We start from the raw sequence: 15,312 nt of genomic DNA on the forward strand, positions 1-15,312 counted from the left end.
GTCAACAACGCGAGCGGAAACGGCAGTGTAACCTCCTCCGGAATCGTGAGCGGACAAGGGAGATGCAGCAGCTCCTTTCCGTTCGTCACAGTAATGCCCTCCGGCGAAAGGTTGACGCCCCGCAAAATGAGCCGCGCACCATCGCGATCCGTAACCGGAGCCGCCAAAGCGAGCAATTCCCCGAACGAAGCCGGAAGCTCAACCGTGACCGCCTCCTCGGGAACCACCTCCAGCTCCGGCCATTCAAGCGGCTTCCCCGTAACCTCCACCTCCCCACCCCGCGTGGAACGGATCAGCTCCCGCAACGCCCGATATTCGACCGCAAAATCGACCGCCTCCGCAACCTCACACTCCACACGCAATGCGACACGCTCCACGCCGTCAGTCGCCATGAGCCGCAGCCGCCCGCCGTCCCCGACAAAGCGAACCGACCGCACCACCACCTCCGGCGAAGTCTGCGCCACGACCTTCCCCAGTACCTTCAACGCCTCCAGCAACACACTCTTTCTGATCTTCATCTTCACCACCTCCATGCGATTAAAACCAATCAGCCCCGCCGGTCACAAAGACCGACAGGGCTGATCACTCATTCAGGCCGTCACTTCAGCCTGCCATCACTAAGGTTATATATAGATGAAATCAGTTTGAACTGCACAACATCTTGTTCCTTCCATGTTAGGTTTTGTCAAGCTACTTTTGCAACTTTTTCCTATCGGCAGCCGCGCCGCGCTGCGCCAGCTGGCTGAAGGCAGCAGCCGTTTCGGGATCATCGACACCATCATCACCACGCTCAGCAACCGGGAGACCGCACGCGGCTACCGCGAAACCCTCCTGCTCCACGGAGTCCCGGCTGAGGAGGTCTGCGAAGTGCTCCTGTACACGCCCGGCCACGAAAAAAACCTTGCGCCGCTGGCCGGAGCCGACGGACTCCTCTGCAGTTACCTCATCACCCTGCCCGGCTGCCTGCCCGCACTGTCGAAACTCTGCAAGGCGGAGGCGATCAACGTCGACGCGCTCTGCTCGACCGAAACGCAATCCCTGTTTCAGTGGCTGCTGCCGGCCGCGACCGGAGAAAACGGCAGCCGGCAGCCGTTCCGGACCCTCCAGCTGCACATCAGGGATTTATTCGACATCGGCGTACGGTCGGCCGAATTCGCCCGGAAGCTGATCGACAATCCCGGGTCCGCTCCGTATACCGAATACCTCGACGTCGTCTCGGACAGCTACGAAAACGCAATCGACGCGGATATTTTCCGCTGACCCCGGAGCAGAGAAGCCGGTCAGCAGCACGTCTGCGCGCGCAAAGGCGGCAGAGCTTCCCGTTTGAAACATGCGGATTCGGAAGTATATTTCCCGCCTTGTCCGACGATGGAGAACTGCGGCGGCATACCGGGATTTTTTACGGAGCAACAGGTGAAAATGCGTCAGGAGTTCCTGACGGCATCTGCCGCACAACGGTGAACATTGCGGAAACATGGTGCTTTGCACGAAGCTGCCCGACGGATACCGGCCGCACACGGAACGGGAGTTCACGATCCGAACCGGAAACAACCGGCAATCTCCCTGCCGTACAGGAAAATCAATTTTATCGTCCGCCATGCCCCTCCGGGGGACGGGGCATCGAATAAAAATGCAAAAAAAATCTTTTTGCTCTTGACTTTTCACATCGATTTGAATATAATATTAATAGCTTTCAAATCGATGTGAAAAGGTTATTGAGCCATGACAATCTACGATATCGCAAAAGAACTGGGCGTCTCGCCGACAACGGTGTCTCAGGCCTTGAACGGCAACACCCGCGTCGCCGCCAAAACCCGGGCGCGGGTCACCGAGTTCGCAATGCACAACGGTTTCCGGCGCAGCGAACAGGCCAGGAATTTCCGGCTGAAGCGCACCTTCAACATCGCAATCGTCGTGTATAATATCGACAATGATTTCTGGTGCGGCTTCGTGAAAGCGGTGGAGGACGCGCTCGGCGAAGAGTATAATGTACTGCTCTGCAATACGGAGGGAAATCCGGAAAAGGAGAAGAAAATCTTCTTCAACCTGATGCAGCGGAATGTGGACGGCGTCATCGTCCAGCCCGCTTCGGATGAAAAAAAACATTTCATGGACATGGTCCGGAACTCCATCCCCGTCGTTCTGCTGGAAGAGACGGAGGAGCCGGAACTCTCCTTCGTCAAAGGCAACGATCATCTGGCGGCATACCGTTCCACAAAGGTCTGCATCGAACAAGGCTACCGTAAAATCGCTTTTCTGTCGATCCCCCCCGACTGCGTCGGAGGCCGGGAATGGATTCGCGGTTTCAAACAGGCTGTCGCGGAAGAGGATTGCATCGGGGAAGTCCTTTATGTGAAGGAAACCACCTGCGAGGAAGTGAAAAAAGTATTTCTGCCGCGGGTCGGGGAGTTCCCCCTGGTGTTCTGCGACACCCATCTGATCTGCATGCTGCTGCGGGTGCTGTTTACCCACCATGTCCGGATTCCGGAAGATCTGTCCCTGATCGCCTGGAGCAACAAATATTTCCTCTCTTACATGACGCCGTCCATTTCGATCATCTCCATCCCCGTGGAGGAGATCGGCAGGCGGGCGGCCGGCATCATTCTCCGGAATCTGAACGGGGAACCGCATGTGGAGAAAACTTTTATCGATGAAACGCTGATTCTGCGGGAATCGTTTCAGCCGTCTGCCGGCTCTCCTCCGGCCGGCGTTTCCGGTCAATACAGCACCGGCTGATTTCATATAACAGCAATCCGTGCGGAAACTCGTTTTCCAGCCGCGGCAGGGGCGTTTTGTGTCCGGCCCCGGAAAGGAAGTGTCCATGAGAGAAGCGGCCCGTTTCACGCTGTCCGAATTATTATTGACAATAGTAATTATTATGCTGCTCTTTTCTCTGGCAGCGGCGGCAGCCGGTTCGGCTCAGGGAAGTTCAAAGGCGGCCGGCTGTGCGGACAATTGCCGCCGCATGGGAATGGCGTTCCATACATATGCAAATGATTTTGAAGGGCTTCTGATCTTCATGAACTGGACGGAAAAAGACGGGGTCATCCCGTGGACAAGGGTTGTTTTCAAACGCCCGGACGATCCGCGAAGCCTCGGCTATGCGGAGTATGGAATCGGGAGCTGTCCCGATGATGAAAACAGGACAACCGATGGAATCTGGGTGGGGATGAACGGTCTTTACAACTATCGCCGCGATGCCGGTTACTGGGAAAAACAGCGGAAGACAAACAGGAACGGCCGGGATTTCCCGGGCGAACTGGTCTACCGCATGAATGACGACGACGGCTTTTGCTATATCCGGCTGTTCAGTTCCTTAAAACCCGGTCGAACCATTCTTTACGGGGACTCATACCATAAGGCGCACCGGGCCGGAGCCTGGTATTTCACCGGAGACGCGCTGCAGGAAAACGGCAATATCGGCTTTATCCGCCGGCACGCGGGGAAAGGGACCGTACTGATGTTCGACGGCCATGCCGAAATGCGGGGACGGAAGAGTTCTCAGTTGAAAATCTCCTTTGCGGAAGACGGAACGCCGCAGGACGACCGTGAAAAGCCATAAACGAAAGAAATCAGATGAATTTATTCCGGACAATACTGCTCTTCATCCTGCCGGCCTGCCGGGTGCTCTGCGCCGCGGATGCCCCGGCGCGGGTGATTCTGGACGATTTTTCCACGATCAGCTCCTACTACTGGGATGACGGCCCCGGCTCCAATCCGGACGCGGAGCGTTACTGGTGCCCGCTCGGCAGTGCGGAGGACTCTTCCCGCGACGACGGCTGGTGCGGACGCCTTGAATTCGATTTCCTGCAGGACAACGGCGAAGGCTACGCCTATAAGAACGAGATTTACAAAACGTTTCTGGATCGGAACGCCGTCGGACTCCGGTTGTGGGTGAATCCGCAGGGATTTTCCGGCCGCATCAGTCTGGATCTGGAACGGAGCGACAGGAAAAAGGTCCGCACCGTTCCGGCTGCCGTCTCCGGCAGCGGTTGGCGGGAGATCTTCATTCCGTTCGAACCGGCGCTGGAGGGGAAGGCTCCGTTCGTCATTCACAACCTGATCTTCACGGCCGACAAGGCAGGCAAAGGCGAAATGCTGATCGACGATCTCCAGGTGGAATATTCCACGCTGCCGGAAGAGTCTGCACCGCTCGGAGCGCTGCCGGTTTACCGGCAGCTCGGCTGGCGTCCCGGAGAGCCGGCCGTGCCGGAATACCGTTTCCGCAACCGTCTCGGGAAGCCTTTCCGCGGCATCGTGAAAATGCGCGTCGGCGAGCGCGAGGTCAGCCGTGAAGTCGACCTGCCGCCTTACGGCGCAAAGGTGATTGCATTTGATTTCGGCGTATTCGACCGGAAGACCGCACTGCCGCTCGAGCTGACATGGGAAGGAAAACTGCTTCACCGGGGGTGGGTTACGGTCTTCGAGCCGAACCGCGGCCGCCTCAACCGACGCCCGATGTGGTTCTCCGTCGAGGACCAGGAGCTGAACAACGCTCCGGCCGAGAACGCGCTGCACGCTTCCTGGCTGCCGCTGCTCGGCGTCGACATGATCCGCGCCGGAGTGATGGGGAATGTCGAGATGACCAAAGGACGCTTCAAGGCGGAGGCGCTGCGTAAACTGTGGCAGCCGCATATCAGGGCCGGCGTGATGCTGCAGATCGATTACGCCGGATATTTCCCCCCCTGGGTGGCCGCCCGCCCCCAGACCTCGCCGATGGATTGCAACTGGGCGGAATTCGATCTGTTCATGGAGCATCTGGCGAAATTCTTCCATACCCTTCCCGGCGCGCGTTACTTCGAGTTCATCAACGAACCGAACTTGCACGACGTGACCACACCGGGCAGCAGGATGACCGATCACTACATGGCCGCCATCCGGCGGATGTATCCGATTTTCAAAAAACATGCGCCGGAAATTCAGGTGATGACCGGCGGCGTCTGCCCGGATGTCCCGTATTCGCAGCCCGGATTCATCGAACGGCTGATGGCGCAGCCGGAAACCTTCGACGCGGTCGCCTACCACGAACATTCGGAATATCCCCGTTATGCCGATACCTTCGGCACCATGCGGCGGCTCATGGGGGAGATCCGCAAGCCGGTGTTCAATACCGAAGCGGGCTTCCGGTCGCGTTACACGGAGCCGGATCAGTTTTACCGCCAGGCCGCCCAACTGGTCAAAAAGATCGCTTACAGCAAAGCCGCCGGGATGGAAGGATACAACTGGTTCATGGTTCAGGACTTCTGGGACAAGGGGCGGAATGCCGAACGGGACGACACCTTCGGTCTGGTTACGATCCACAATCAGCCGAAGCCCTCCTTTGCCGCTTACGCCGAACTGATCCGGCAACTGGCCAACCGCATGCCCGGAGAAGCGGCAGAGCTCGACCGGCGGCTTGACGGCTGCCGCTTCGAGGGGGAGACGGACGAAGTGTTCGTGCTCTGGCCCCGGCGGGAAAACGAGACCTTCGACTTCATGGTCCGCTCCGACGTTCCGGTTGAATACCGCGACATTTACGGCAACAGCGAAATGCTGCCGCCCCGGAACGGCATCGTCATGCTCAGGGCTTCGGAACTGCCGTTCTACCTGCGGACGCCGAAAAAGGCGCTGACGGCGATTGAACCGCTGCTCTCGTTCCGGTCTCCCGTATGCGGGATGCCCGGTGATAAGGTTCCCGCGGTTCTGCTGCTGAACAATCCGTACGGAGAGGAGCTCGCCTGGTCGTTGGCGGTGGGCGGAATTCGCCGATCCGGACGGATCGGACCGGGAGAACAGCGGGCTGTACCGGTGACGGTGGCGGTCCCCCCGTATGCGCAGTCGGGAATGCGCACCCTGACCCTGCCGCTCACGCTGCAGGGGAAGCAGGAAAAGCCGGTCTATCAGGGTGGAATTTCGCTGAACTATTTCTGCTGCGGAAAAATCGCCGGAACCAGCCGGAAGGCGCAGCCGATCATTCTTGATTCCGCATCGTCGCTGCGGGAGCTGGTGTTCGATCCCCGGCTGCCCGCCTGGCAGGGGCCGGAGGACCTTTCCGCCGAAATTGCGGTATGGTATTCCGAAGCGGGGCTTTCCTTCGATTTCAAGGTCACGGATCAGGAGCATTGCGGAAATGAGAACGGCATTTACCTCTGGCGGAACGACTGCGTCCAGATCGGCATTGCCCCGATGGAGGGAGAGATGAGGGAATATGCATTTTCCCTCACCTCCGCCGGGCCGGAAGGCTACTGCCATATTCCTCCGCCGGGCATGGAAGCGGGGCCTTTTCAGGGCGGCTTTTCCATCGTGCGCGAGGGTAATCTGACCCGGTACCGAATCACCATTCCCGGTAATCAACTGGGTTTTCCGCTCCGGCCCGGAACGGCTTTCCGGATGGCGCTGCTGGTTTGCGACAACGATTCCGGCGTGCGTCTCCGCACCATGAATTACTTTGCCGGAATCGACGGCGAAAAGAATACCCGGCTGTACGGAGTCATGCAACTGAGTTCGGAACAATGATTTTTCCATAACGCGGCCGGCGCCGCCTGCCACCGGCGGCGCCGATCCACCCAACATGAAAGGAATAGGAATGAAACAGAGCAGCAAACGGCCGTCCGGAAGCGGGAGAAACAGCTTCGGATTTACACTCATCGAACTTCTGGTCGTGATCGCGATCATCGCGATTCTCGCAGCCATGCTCCTGCCGGCGCTGAACAAGGCGCGGGCGCGGGCGCACAAGATATCCTGCGCGACCAATTTGAAAACCATGGGCACCGGCATTGCGCTTTATGCCGACAGCTACGACAGTTATGTGCCTTACGGCCACTGGTCAAGCTCTTGGGATCACCACTCCCGCATCTGGACGCAACTGCTCTACGGAGTGATCGGCAACGCCAAGGTCTTCCAGTGTCCGGCCGATTCAAGTCGATTGCCGCTGGAACACGAAGTTTTCTATTTTTATGATCAGAACGATCAGGAAATTTCCTGTTATAACTCCTATGGCGTGAATGGTAATATCGCCGGTTCGTTTTCCCAGCCGAACGATGCAAGCGACAACTGGCTGACCTGGCCTGCCGTAAAAATCGTCAGCCTGAAAGCTCCCTCACGTCAGGTATATGCCACAGACTATGCCGGTACCGGAACTACGGCAAAATTCATTTATGCCGCTCCAGAAATCCCGTTGGATTACGCCTTTGAAAGTTTGGTGAAATCCCACGGGGACAGCATCAATCTTCTTTGTATAGATGGTCATGTTTCTTCTGCCCGGCCGCGTTTGACGGATGCGAGCTGGAGCAATGAATTCCGTTGGTGGCGTGATACGACGCGCCTCGCCGGCGGAGCATACGAATAGTCGGGGCGGCAGACACATCCTGATGAAACTCGTCACACTTTTCAACGTTAATTTACCTGAAGACATTCTCATGAATTTAAAATTTCTCAAACTCAAGGGGTTGCTGTTCTGTTGCCTGACGGCGGCCACCGCAACCGCGCAGCCGCCGGCCCGGGTGATGCTGGACGATTTTACGCGCATTACCACGTGGTGCGATATGGGCGGCACCGTAAATCCCGAGGAAAACATCTACTGGAACCGCTGCGGCAGCTTTCCGGACGCTTCGCGTCCCGACGGATACTGCGCAAAGCTCACCTTCGACGCCGCGGGACGGGAAGCCGAGTTCGGCATGGGCAACAACCGCGTCTTTCTCCAGAAGCTGGACGAAAATGCGGAAGGCATTCGCCTGCAGGTCAATCCGTGCGGGTTCAACACCCGCTTTACGTTTGATCTCAAGTTGAGCGACGGACAATTGATCCGTACTGCTTATGTACCCGCCTCCGGCGACGGCTGGCGCGAAATCTTCATTCCTTTCCCGAAAGAGAAGATCGCCGGGCGCCATCCCTTCTCCGTTTACCGGCTGGTGGTGTGGTTTTCCGGCCCGGCCAAAGGCGACATCTTCTTCGACGATGTCGAGGTGGATTTCAAAAAACTGCCGGAAGATCTCGCTCCGATCACCGCCGAACCGGTTTACCGCAAGCTCGGCTGGCGCCCCGGCGAACAGGTGACGCCGGAATATCTGTTCCGCAATCGTCTTTCCACGCCGTTCTCCGGCGAAATCACGGTAAAGGGAGCCGGGAAGGAATTCACCCGGAAGATCGAACTTCCTCCCTACGGGTTCTGCTATCAGAAATTCGACTTCGGCAGCTTCGACACGCAGGCGCCCCATCCGGTCACCGTCGCGCTCGGCGGCGAAACGCTGCATTTCGGCTGGATCTCGGTTTTCGAACCGAACAACGGCCCGGTCAACAAGCGGCCGATGTGGTTTTCCGTCGAGGACCAGGAGCTGAACAACTGTTACGAAGAGGGAGTGCTGCACGCCTCCTGGCTGCCGCTGCTCGGCGTCGACATGATCCGCGCCGGCCTGATGGGCAACGCCCAGATGGCCAAAGGCAAATTGCGCGCCGAAGCGCTGCGCAAACTCTGGACGCCTCCGATCGAGGCCGGCGTCAAACTGCTGATCGATTATGCCGGGTATATGCCGCCGTGGGTGATCAGGCCGAACCCGACTTCGCCGCTCGACTGCCGCTGGGAGGAATTCGACGCGCTGATGACCGAATTCGCCAAATTCTTCGGCGCCATGCCGGAAGCGCGGTATTTCGAGTTCATCAATGAACCGAATCTCAACCACTCCCGGACGATGACGGATGATTATCTGACCGCCCTGAGCCGCCTGTATCCGATCTTCAAAAAACATGCTCCGCATGTAAAGATCACCACCGGCGGCTTCTGCCCGGCGATCCCCGGCTCGCAGCCGCAGTTCATCGAGCGCCTGCTGGCCCGCCCGGAGATCTTCGACGTCATCGCCTACCATGAGCACGGCAATTACCCGCACTACCGCTTCACGTTCGACATCGTGAAGAAAATCGCGGGCCCCGGCCACAAGCCGATCATCAATACGGAGGCCGCCACCCGTTCCTTCATGGCCGCCCCCCGGGAATTCTACGCCCAGGCCGACCAGCTGGTCAGGAAGATCACCTACAGCAAGGCGGTCGGCATGGAATATTACAACTGGTTCATGATGCAGGATTACTGGGACAAAGGCATCGGCGCCGACGACACCTTCAGCCTGGTGACGGTCTACAACCAGCCGAAACCCTCCTTCCTGGCTTACGCGGAACTGATCCGGCAGCTCTCCAACCGTGATTTCAGCGGCATGGCGGAGCTCGATCCGCTGCTGGAAGCCTTCCGCTTCACCGGAGAAACAGACGAAGTGACCGTCGTATGGGAAAAACGCCGGGCGGATGGGCTGAAATTCGTCCTCCGTTCCGACGTTCCGGTCCTCCGCACCGACATTTACGGCAACACCCGGACACTGAAGCCGCAGAGCGGCCTGGTCACAGTGGAAAGCGCAAGTCTGCCCTTCTACCTGAAAGCACCGAAGGGAAAACTCCAGGCACAGCCCCGGCTTCTTTCCTTCCGGGACGGTTTGGCGGCGGTGCCGGGAGAACGTGTAAAGACGGTTGTGACCCTCGCCAATCCCCTGCCGCAGGCGCTGCGTTACCGGCTGAAGCTTGCCGGGCGCTCTTTCTCGGGTGAACTCAAGCAGGGAGAAAGCAAAGAAATTCCGGTGAATGTCACGATCCCGGCGGAGCAGCACTACGGCGAAAGCGTGATTCCCGCCGAACTGATCCTTTCGGACAGAAACGGAAAGGTGTTCGAGGATTCGCTGCCGATTCCTTATGTCTGCTGCGTCGAAATCCCGGAGAAAGGCTCGCCGGAACAACCGATCATGCTGGATTCTCCCGCCGCGCTGCGCGAACTGGTGTTCGTGCCGACCATCCCGCGCTGGAGCGGCAAAGAGGATCTTTCCGCGGCGCTCTCCTTCAGCTGGTCCCGGGAAGGGCTGCATGTCAGATGCCGCGTAACCGACCAGGAGCACAACGCCCCCCATACCGGCCCCCATATCTGGCAAAACGACAGCATCCAGTTCGGCCTCGACCCGATGAACGGCAGGAACTGGAGCGAATACACCTTCTCGCTCACCGGCGACGGTGCGGTCGGCTGGAGCCATTATCCGCCGGAGGGATTCAAAGCCGGAAAATTCGACGGCGCCTGTTCCGTCACCCGCAGGGGCAACCTGACCGAATACAGCTTCACGATTCCTCCGGAGCGGCTCGGCTTCGAGCTGAAGGACGGCACGCAATTCCGCATCGCCCTGCTGATCAACGACAGCGACGGCGGCATCCGCTCGCGCACGATGCTGTTCTTCGACGGGCTGGACGGCCACAAGGACACCGGCAAGTTCGGCCTTGTGCAGCTGCGTTCCGGGCGCAGGAAATAACCCGGACCAAAAGACCGGGACCATCGTGTTTCGCCGGCCGGAGAAGAACGGCGAGACACAATCGTCCCTTTTTCACTCGCAGACAACCATATTGACATCAAACCTGAACCGGAATAAAATGCTTGACTCTATTCTCTCCCGTCTGCCGGCCCCCGGCAAAGAATTTCGCGGCGCTCCCTTCTGGGCGTGGAACGGCAAACTCGAACCGCAGGAGCTGCGGCGGCAAATCAACGATTTCCGGGAAATGGGCTTCGGCGGATTTTTCATGCATTCGCGCGTCGGCCTCAACACGGAGTATCTCGGGCGGGAGTGGTTCGAGTGCGTCCGGGCCTGCATCGACGAAGCGAAAAAATGCGGCATGGACGCCTGGCTCTACGACGAGGACCGCTGGCCCTCCGGCGCGGCGGGCGGGCTCGTCACCCGCAATCCGGAATACCGCAGCCGTTTCATCCAGTGCATTTCCGGGGACGAAGCCCGGGCGGAGGACGGGTGCCGGACGCTCGGTTGTTTCGCCGCGGCCGACCTGAACGCGCGCCGCTGCTCCTCCTTCCGCCGCCTGGAAAGCGCCGGTGAACCGCTGGCCGAAAATGAAACGCTGCTGCGCTTCCGGCTGTCCGTCGCCCCCGACAGCTCCTGGTTCAACGGCGAAGCCTATCTGGATGTGCTGAATGAAAAAGCTGTGGAGGAATTCATCCGCGTCACCCATGAGAGATACCGGGCTGAACTGGGTTCGGAATTCGGCGGCACGGTCCCGGGAATCTTCTCCGACGAACCGAATTTCCGGACCGGGTTCCTGCCGGGCAGCATGAGCATGCCGTGGACGGAATCCCTGCCGCAGACCTTTGCAGAATTGAGCGGCGGTATGAAGCTGTCCGACCGGCTGCCGGAGCTGTTTTTCAAGGTGGGTGACGAAGATTTTTCGCCGGTGCGCATGCACTACTACAACACCCTGACGCATCTCTTCGTCAATGCCTTCAGCCGCCGGATCGGCGCGTGGTGCGAAAAAAACAACCTGCTTTTCACCGGCCACGTCCTTCTCGAAGACAACGTCGTCAGCCAGAGCAGTTTCGTCGGCAGCGCCATGCGTTTCTATGAATATATGCAGAGTCCCGGAATCGATCTCCTGACCGAGCATTGGAATATTTTCCTGGCGGCCAAGCAGTGCGTTTCGGTCGCCCGCCAGTTCGGGCGGTCTCTCCGGCTCAGCGAAACCTACGGCTGCACCGGCTGGGATTTTCCCTTCGCCGGGCACAAGGCGCTGGGCGACTGGCAGACCGCGCTGGGAATCAACTTCTTCTGCCCCCACCTGGCCTGGTACACGATGGAGGGGGAAGGCAAGCGGGATTATCCGGCCAGCATCTCCAGCCAGTCGCCGTGGTTCGAATCCTATCACCGGATCACAGATTATTTCGCCCGGATCAACCTGGCCCTCTCCGGCGGCGCCGAGGTGCGCGATCTGCTGGTCGTGCATCCGATCGAATCGACCTGGGGCGTCTTTTACGAAGGACGCGACAGTGCGGAGCCGGAGTGGAACACAGCGGAAGAAAACCGGCTGGTCCATCTGACCAACTTCCTGCTCGGGCAGCATCTGGATTTCGATTTCGGCGACGAAGAGATCATGGCCCGGCACGGCGCGGCGGAAGAGGCCGGACTCCGCATCGGCCAGGCAGTTTATCAGGCCGTGCTGCTGCCGGAAATGCGCACCATCCGCAGGAGCACGCTCGAACTGCTGACTGCGTTCCGCCGCAACGGCGGAACGGTCTGTTTCCTCGGCGCGCCGCCGGAACGGACAGACGGCGCAATTTCCGGGGCGGCTGCGGAGGCTTACCGGAATTTCCGGAAGACGGCGGAGCACGAGCTCGCAACGGCACTCGGCCCGGCAGTGCGCCATCTCTCCATTGCCGCCGCCGGAACGGAGGCGGAAAGCATTCTCTGTCAGTTGCGCCGCCATGACGATTGCGAAGTTCTCTTCTGCTGCAACACCGGAGTGGAAATGCGCGACCGTCAGATGGAGATGCCGCTGGTGCGCGACCGCAATCTGGAATATCCCGCAGTCCGGATCGCCTGGAAGCTGCCGGCCGCTTACCGGATCTATGAAATCGACCCATCCTCCGGGGAGATTTTTCCGGTCGACGGCTTTTATGAAAACGGCTGCCGGGCGGCGGACACCTCCTTCGCCGCGCTGCAATCCCGGCTTTTCATTGCTGCGCAGGAGATTCCGGCCTGCCGTAAACGCCGGGACGCCGCGCCGGGCGCCCCGGTGGTGGAAATCCCGGCGGGCGTTCCGCTCCCCGTCCGGCGCAGCGAGCCGAACGTGCTGCTGCTGGCGGAGCCGGAATACCGGATCGACGGCGGCGGCTGGCAGGCGTCGGAACCGGTTCTGAAGCTGGACGACCGTCTCCGGGAACGGCTCGGAGTCCGGCCGCGCGGCGGCGAAATGATCCAGCCGTGGCTCGCCCCCCGGCGGGAACCGGAACGCAAACTGGCGCTGGAGCTGAAATACGAGTTCGACTGCCGGGATATTCCGCCGGAAGAGTGCCGTCTGGCGCTGGAGAGGCCGGAACTGTACGAGGCCGAATTCAACGGAGTTCCCATCGCGCCGCTGCCGGATGCGTGGTGGGTGGACCGTTCCCTGCGGCTGCTGGCGCTCCCCCGTGCGCTTTTCGTACAGGGCCGGAACCGGATTACGCTCAGAACCGCCTATCATGCCGGAATGCCGGGGCTGGAATACTGTTATCTGCTCGGCGAGTTCGCGGTCGGGGAGAACGCCGTTCTGACCGCTCCGCCGCAGACGCTGGTCCGCGGGGACTGGACGAAGCAGGGACTGCCGTACTATTCCGGCAACCTGACTTACCGGTTCGACCTGCCCGACGGCACGGCGGATGGAACGGTTCTGGAGCTCGGCCCCTGGCGTGGAACCGCAGTGCTGGTATCCGTCAACGGCGGAAAGGCGGCGATGGCCGCCTGGCCGCCGTACCGCACGGTACTGACGGGGCTGACCGGCCGCGGCGACCGGGTGGAGGTCACCATCCTCGGTCACCGCCGCAACTCCCACGGCCCGTTCTACCTGAAGGACAAGTGGCCGGTCTGGACCGGGCCGTTCGAGTTCCGGAAGTACGAGACCGGAGAGCCGCAACTGGTGCCGGCAGGGCTTCTGTAACCGACGGGAGCGAACGCATCCGGCAGGGCGTGTCCGCTCCGGCGCTTCCGGAATCAGCGGCCGCGGCGCCAGGACGCGACGGTTTCGGAATCGTAGAGAAGCCGGATGAAAAGGCCGCCGACCACGGAACGGGCCTGAAAGCCGACCTGCGCCCCGTTTCCGGTATCATACCAGTCGGTCATCGGCACCCGGCTGGGCGACTCCTTCAGGAAATCGATCACCGGAGACAGCAAGGCCTGGAAATCGTCATCTTTTCCGGTCAGGCAGGCGCGAAAGCGCCCAGCCCGAGGATCGCCTTCAGCGCCAGATTGGCGTTGTGCGCCAAATGCCCGGCGAAATCGTCGGTACAGAGCTGGGAAGCCGGGCCCATGCCGTTGCCGACCAGGTAAACCGCCCACTTCTGTGCTGTCCGTAGTGGCGGCCGACGAATTCACTGCGGTCGCCGAATTTGAGCAGAGCTCCGGGCCAGAAGCAGCATGTTGCCGCATTCTTCGATCGGCATCTGCGTTTCCGGGTTGCAGTCGTACTGGCAGTTGGCCAGCGGATAAGTGCCGAGATCATGCGGGGCGAAATCACATTTCCAGCGCCGCGATTCGAGAAACTCAAATATCGGGACCAGCATGGCTTCGAGCAACTCCGGCGCGACGAGCAGAAACAGCGGCGCCGAAGGATAAATCACGTCGACCGTCGCAATGCAGCCGTTGGAATGGTTCTCCTTAGAGAAGAACAGCGGCCTGCCCCGCCGGTCGGCGGCCAGCTTATGGGCGGCGACTGCCTGCCGGTAAGCGCCGGCGCAGAGCACGGCATAGTTTTCGCCCCCGAGTTTCCGGCAGTCGACAAGCAGCCGGTCATCGAATTCCGCCGCACGGCGCTCGATTCCGGGGTAGTCGGCAAAAGCCTTGCTCAGCATGGCGGCAAAACTTTCTCCGTCTTTGCGCCAGTAATCGACCAGCTTCTCATTCAGGAACTCAATCGCGAAAATATCATCGCAGGCCACCGCCAGCCGCAGCGTCTCCGGGTCGGCGCCGACTCTGCCGAAATTATGTGACGCCGCACAGACCGGCCAGTTGAAAAGCTGGGTGGTCATCGGGTCAAGCAGATCGTCGCAGCCGTCGATGGAACCGTCCCAGCAGAAACTCCCGCGCAGGATTTCGGCTTTCTGATACCGCCGCACGGTTGCCGGATCGGCCGGAGCGGCCAGATAGAGCCGCCCCAGTCGATCTTGACGATATCGCCGCATTCGCGGAGCGGATGGTCGTTCAAGCCGTCGGCAAACGCCAGCTTCAGCCCGACCGCTTCGCCGCGACCGCCGGCAACCTGACGCGCGGCGCCGTTGACGGTCCAGTCGGCGCCGCAATCCAGGTAGAACTGCACGTCGTGTTCACCGCCGTCGATGGCGCGGACCTCCGGAACCAGATAGCAGCGCGGGCGGCTGAGAAGTTCCGGATCATCTGGCAGCAGCGGCGAAAGGAAAGTGAATTTCAGTTCGACGCCGCCTGCCGAAAAGGTGTAGATCGTCCGGGTCGGCAGAACTTCGCAGCCGGTCTGCTCCATCGCCTCGCCGCCGTCGAGACCGGAGAAACGCAAACTTCGGCCGTCGATCCGCAGAATGCCGGAGAGCCTGCTGTCGGCTCCTCCCCAGTGGCAACTCCAGCTTTCGGTCAGCCGGTCGGAAAAGCTCCAGACGCTGAAAAAGGGGTCATGGACGACCAGCGGAACAGCGGGATAACGCCTCTGTTGTGTCATAATCGAAAATCCTTTTCTGTAGAGGTAATTTCAAAAGTTTTTAATTCGGCGGGATGAAAAAAGAGGCAGAAGGTTCATCTTAACTCTGGGACTATC

The 15,312-nt window shown here is 59.9% G+C and carries 9 protein-coding genes and 1 pseudogene; 7 read left to right on the plus strand and 3 right to left on the minus strand.

Translation table 11 applies throughout. The features are described 5' to 3' along the window. A partial coding sequence (locus Q0J85_RS14375) for a hypothetical protein (protein WP_294482880.1) occupies positions 1-518 on the minus strand: 518 nt, incomplete at its 3' end. Between the two features lie 178 nt (positions 519-696). On the opposite strand from Q0J85_RS14375, the gene Q0J85_RS14380 reads away from it, so the two are divergent. The 7 genes from Q0J85_RS14380 to Q0J85_RS14410 all read left to right on the plus strand — a co-directional run bounded on the left by Q0J85_RS14380 (position 697) and on the right by Q0J85_RS14410 (position 13,470). Further along, entirely contained in the window at positions 697-1,260 is a 564-nt protein-coding gene (locus tag Q0J85_RS14380) for a hypothetical protein (protein WP_294482881.1), read from the plus strand. Positions 1,261-1,722: 462 nt separating this feature from the next. Beyond that, positions 1,723-2,736 carry a LacI family DNA-binding transcriptional regulator gene (locus Q0J85_RS14385; protein WP_294482883.1) on the plus strand — a complete coding sequence of 338 codons (1,014 nt, stop codon included), beginning with the start codon at positions 1,723-1,725 and terminating at the stop codon, positions 2,734-2,736. 85 nt (positions 2,737-2,821) lie between these two features. Next, on the plus strand, positions 2,822-3,562 hold the full coding sequence (locus tag Q0J85_RS14390; RefSeq protein ID WP_294482884.1) for a hypothetical protein: 741 nt from the start codon (positions 2,822-2,824) through the stop codon (positions 3,560-3,562). A 14-nt stretch (positions 3,563-3,576) separates the two neighbouring features. Further along, positions 3,577-6,495: a hypothetical protein gene (locus Q0J85_RS14395; RefSeq protein WP_294482886.1), complete on the plus strand. Its 2,919-nt coding sequence runs from the start codon at positions 3,577-3,579 to the stop codon at positions 6,493-6,495. A gap of 70 nt (positions 6,496-6,565) precedes the next feature. Further along, the gene (locus tag Q0J85_RS14400) at positions 6,566-7,327 is read left to right on the plus strand and encodes a prepilin-type N-terminal cleavage/methylation domain-containing protein (protein ID WP_294482888.1); all 762 of its coding nucleotides are present in this window, start codon (positions 6,566-6,568) and stop codon (positions 7,325-7,327) included. A gap of 70 nt (positions 7,328-7,397) precedes the next feature. Next, positions 7,398-10,310, plus strand: a complete 2,913-nt coding sequence (locus Q0J85_RS14405; RefSeq protein ID WP_294482889.1) for a sugar-binding protein — start codon at positions 7,398-7,400, stop codon at positions 10,308-10,310. Between the two features lie 118 nt (positions 10,311-10,428). Next, positions 10,429-13,470: a hypothetical protein gene (locus Q0J85_RS14410; RefSeq protein WP_294482890.1), complete on the plus strand. Its 3,042-nt coding sequence runs from the start codon at positions 10,429-10,431 to the stop codon at positions 13,468-13,470. A 53-nt stretch (positions 13,471-13,523) separates the two neighbouring features. On the opposite strand, the gene Q0J85_RS14415 is transcribed toward Q0J85_RS14410, so the two are convergent. Together Q0J85_RS14415 and Q0J85_RS15515 are read right to left on the minus strand one after the other, a co-directional pair. Next, positions 13,524-13,820: a DUF1793 domain-containing protein gene (locus Q0J85_RS14415; RefSeq protein ID WP_294482893.1), complete on the minus strand. Its 297-nt coding sequence runs from the start codon at positions 13,818-13,820 to the stop codon at positions 13,524-13,526. Further along, positions 13,730-15,216, minus strand: a pseudogene (locus Q0J85_RS15515) (DUF4965 domain-containing protein). Before Q0J85_RS15515 ends, Q0J85_RS14415 begins: the two are co-directional and overlap by 91 nt. Between the last annotated feature and the right edge of the window lie 96 nt (positions 15,217-15,312).

The organism is uncultured Victivallis sp., from assembly GCA_944389935.1.
In the GTDB taxonomy this organism is placed as follows: Bacteria; Verrucomicrobiota; Lentisphaeria; order Victivallales; family Victivallaceae; genus Victivallis.

Bases quoted from the DNA above. Each gene is read 5' to 3' on its own strand.
- Q0J85_RS14395 (WP_294482886.1), top strand. From the start codon at position 3,577: ATGAATTTATTCCGGACAATACTGCTCTTCATCCTGCCGGCCTGCCGG.
- Q0J85_RS14390 (WP_294482884.1), top strand. From the start codon at position 2,822: ATGAGAGAAGCGGCCCGTTTCACGCTGTCCGAATTATTATTGACAATA.
- Q0J85_RS14410 (WP_294482890.1), top strand. From the start codon at position 10,429: ATGCTTGACTCTATTCTCTCCCGTCTGCCGGCCCCCGGCAAAGAATTT.
- Q0J85_RS14400 (WP_294482888.1), top strand. From the start codon at position 6,566: ATGAAACAGAGCAGCAAACGGCCGTCCGGAAGCGGGAGAAACAGCTTC.
- Q0J85_RS14385 (WP_294482883.1), top strand. From the start codon at position 1,723: ATGACAATCTACGATATCGCAAAAGAACTGGGCGTCTCGCCGACAACG.
- Q0J85_RS14405 (WP_294482889.1), top strand. From the start codon at position 7,398: ATGAATTTAAAATTTCTCAAACTCAAGGGGTTGCTGTTCTGTTGCCTG.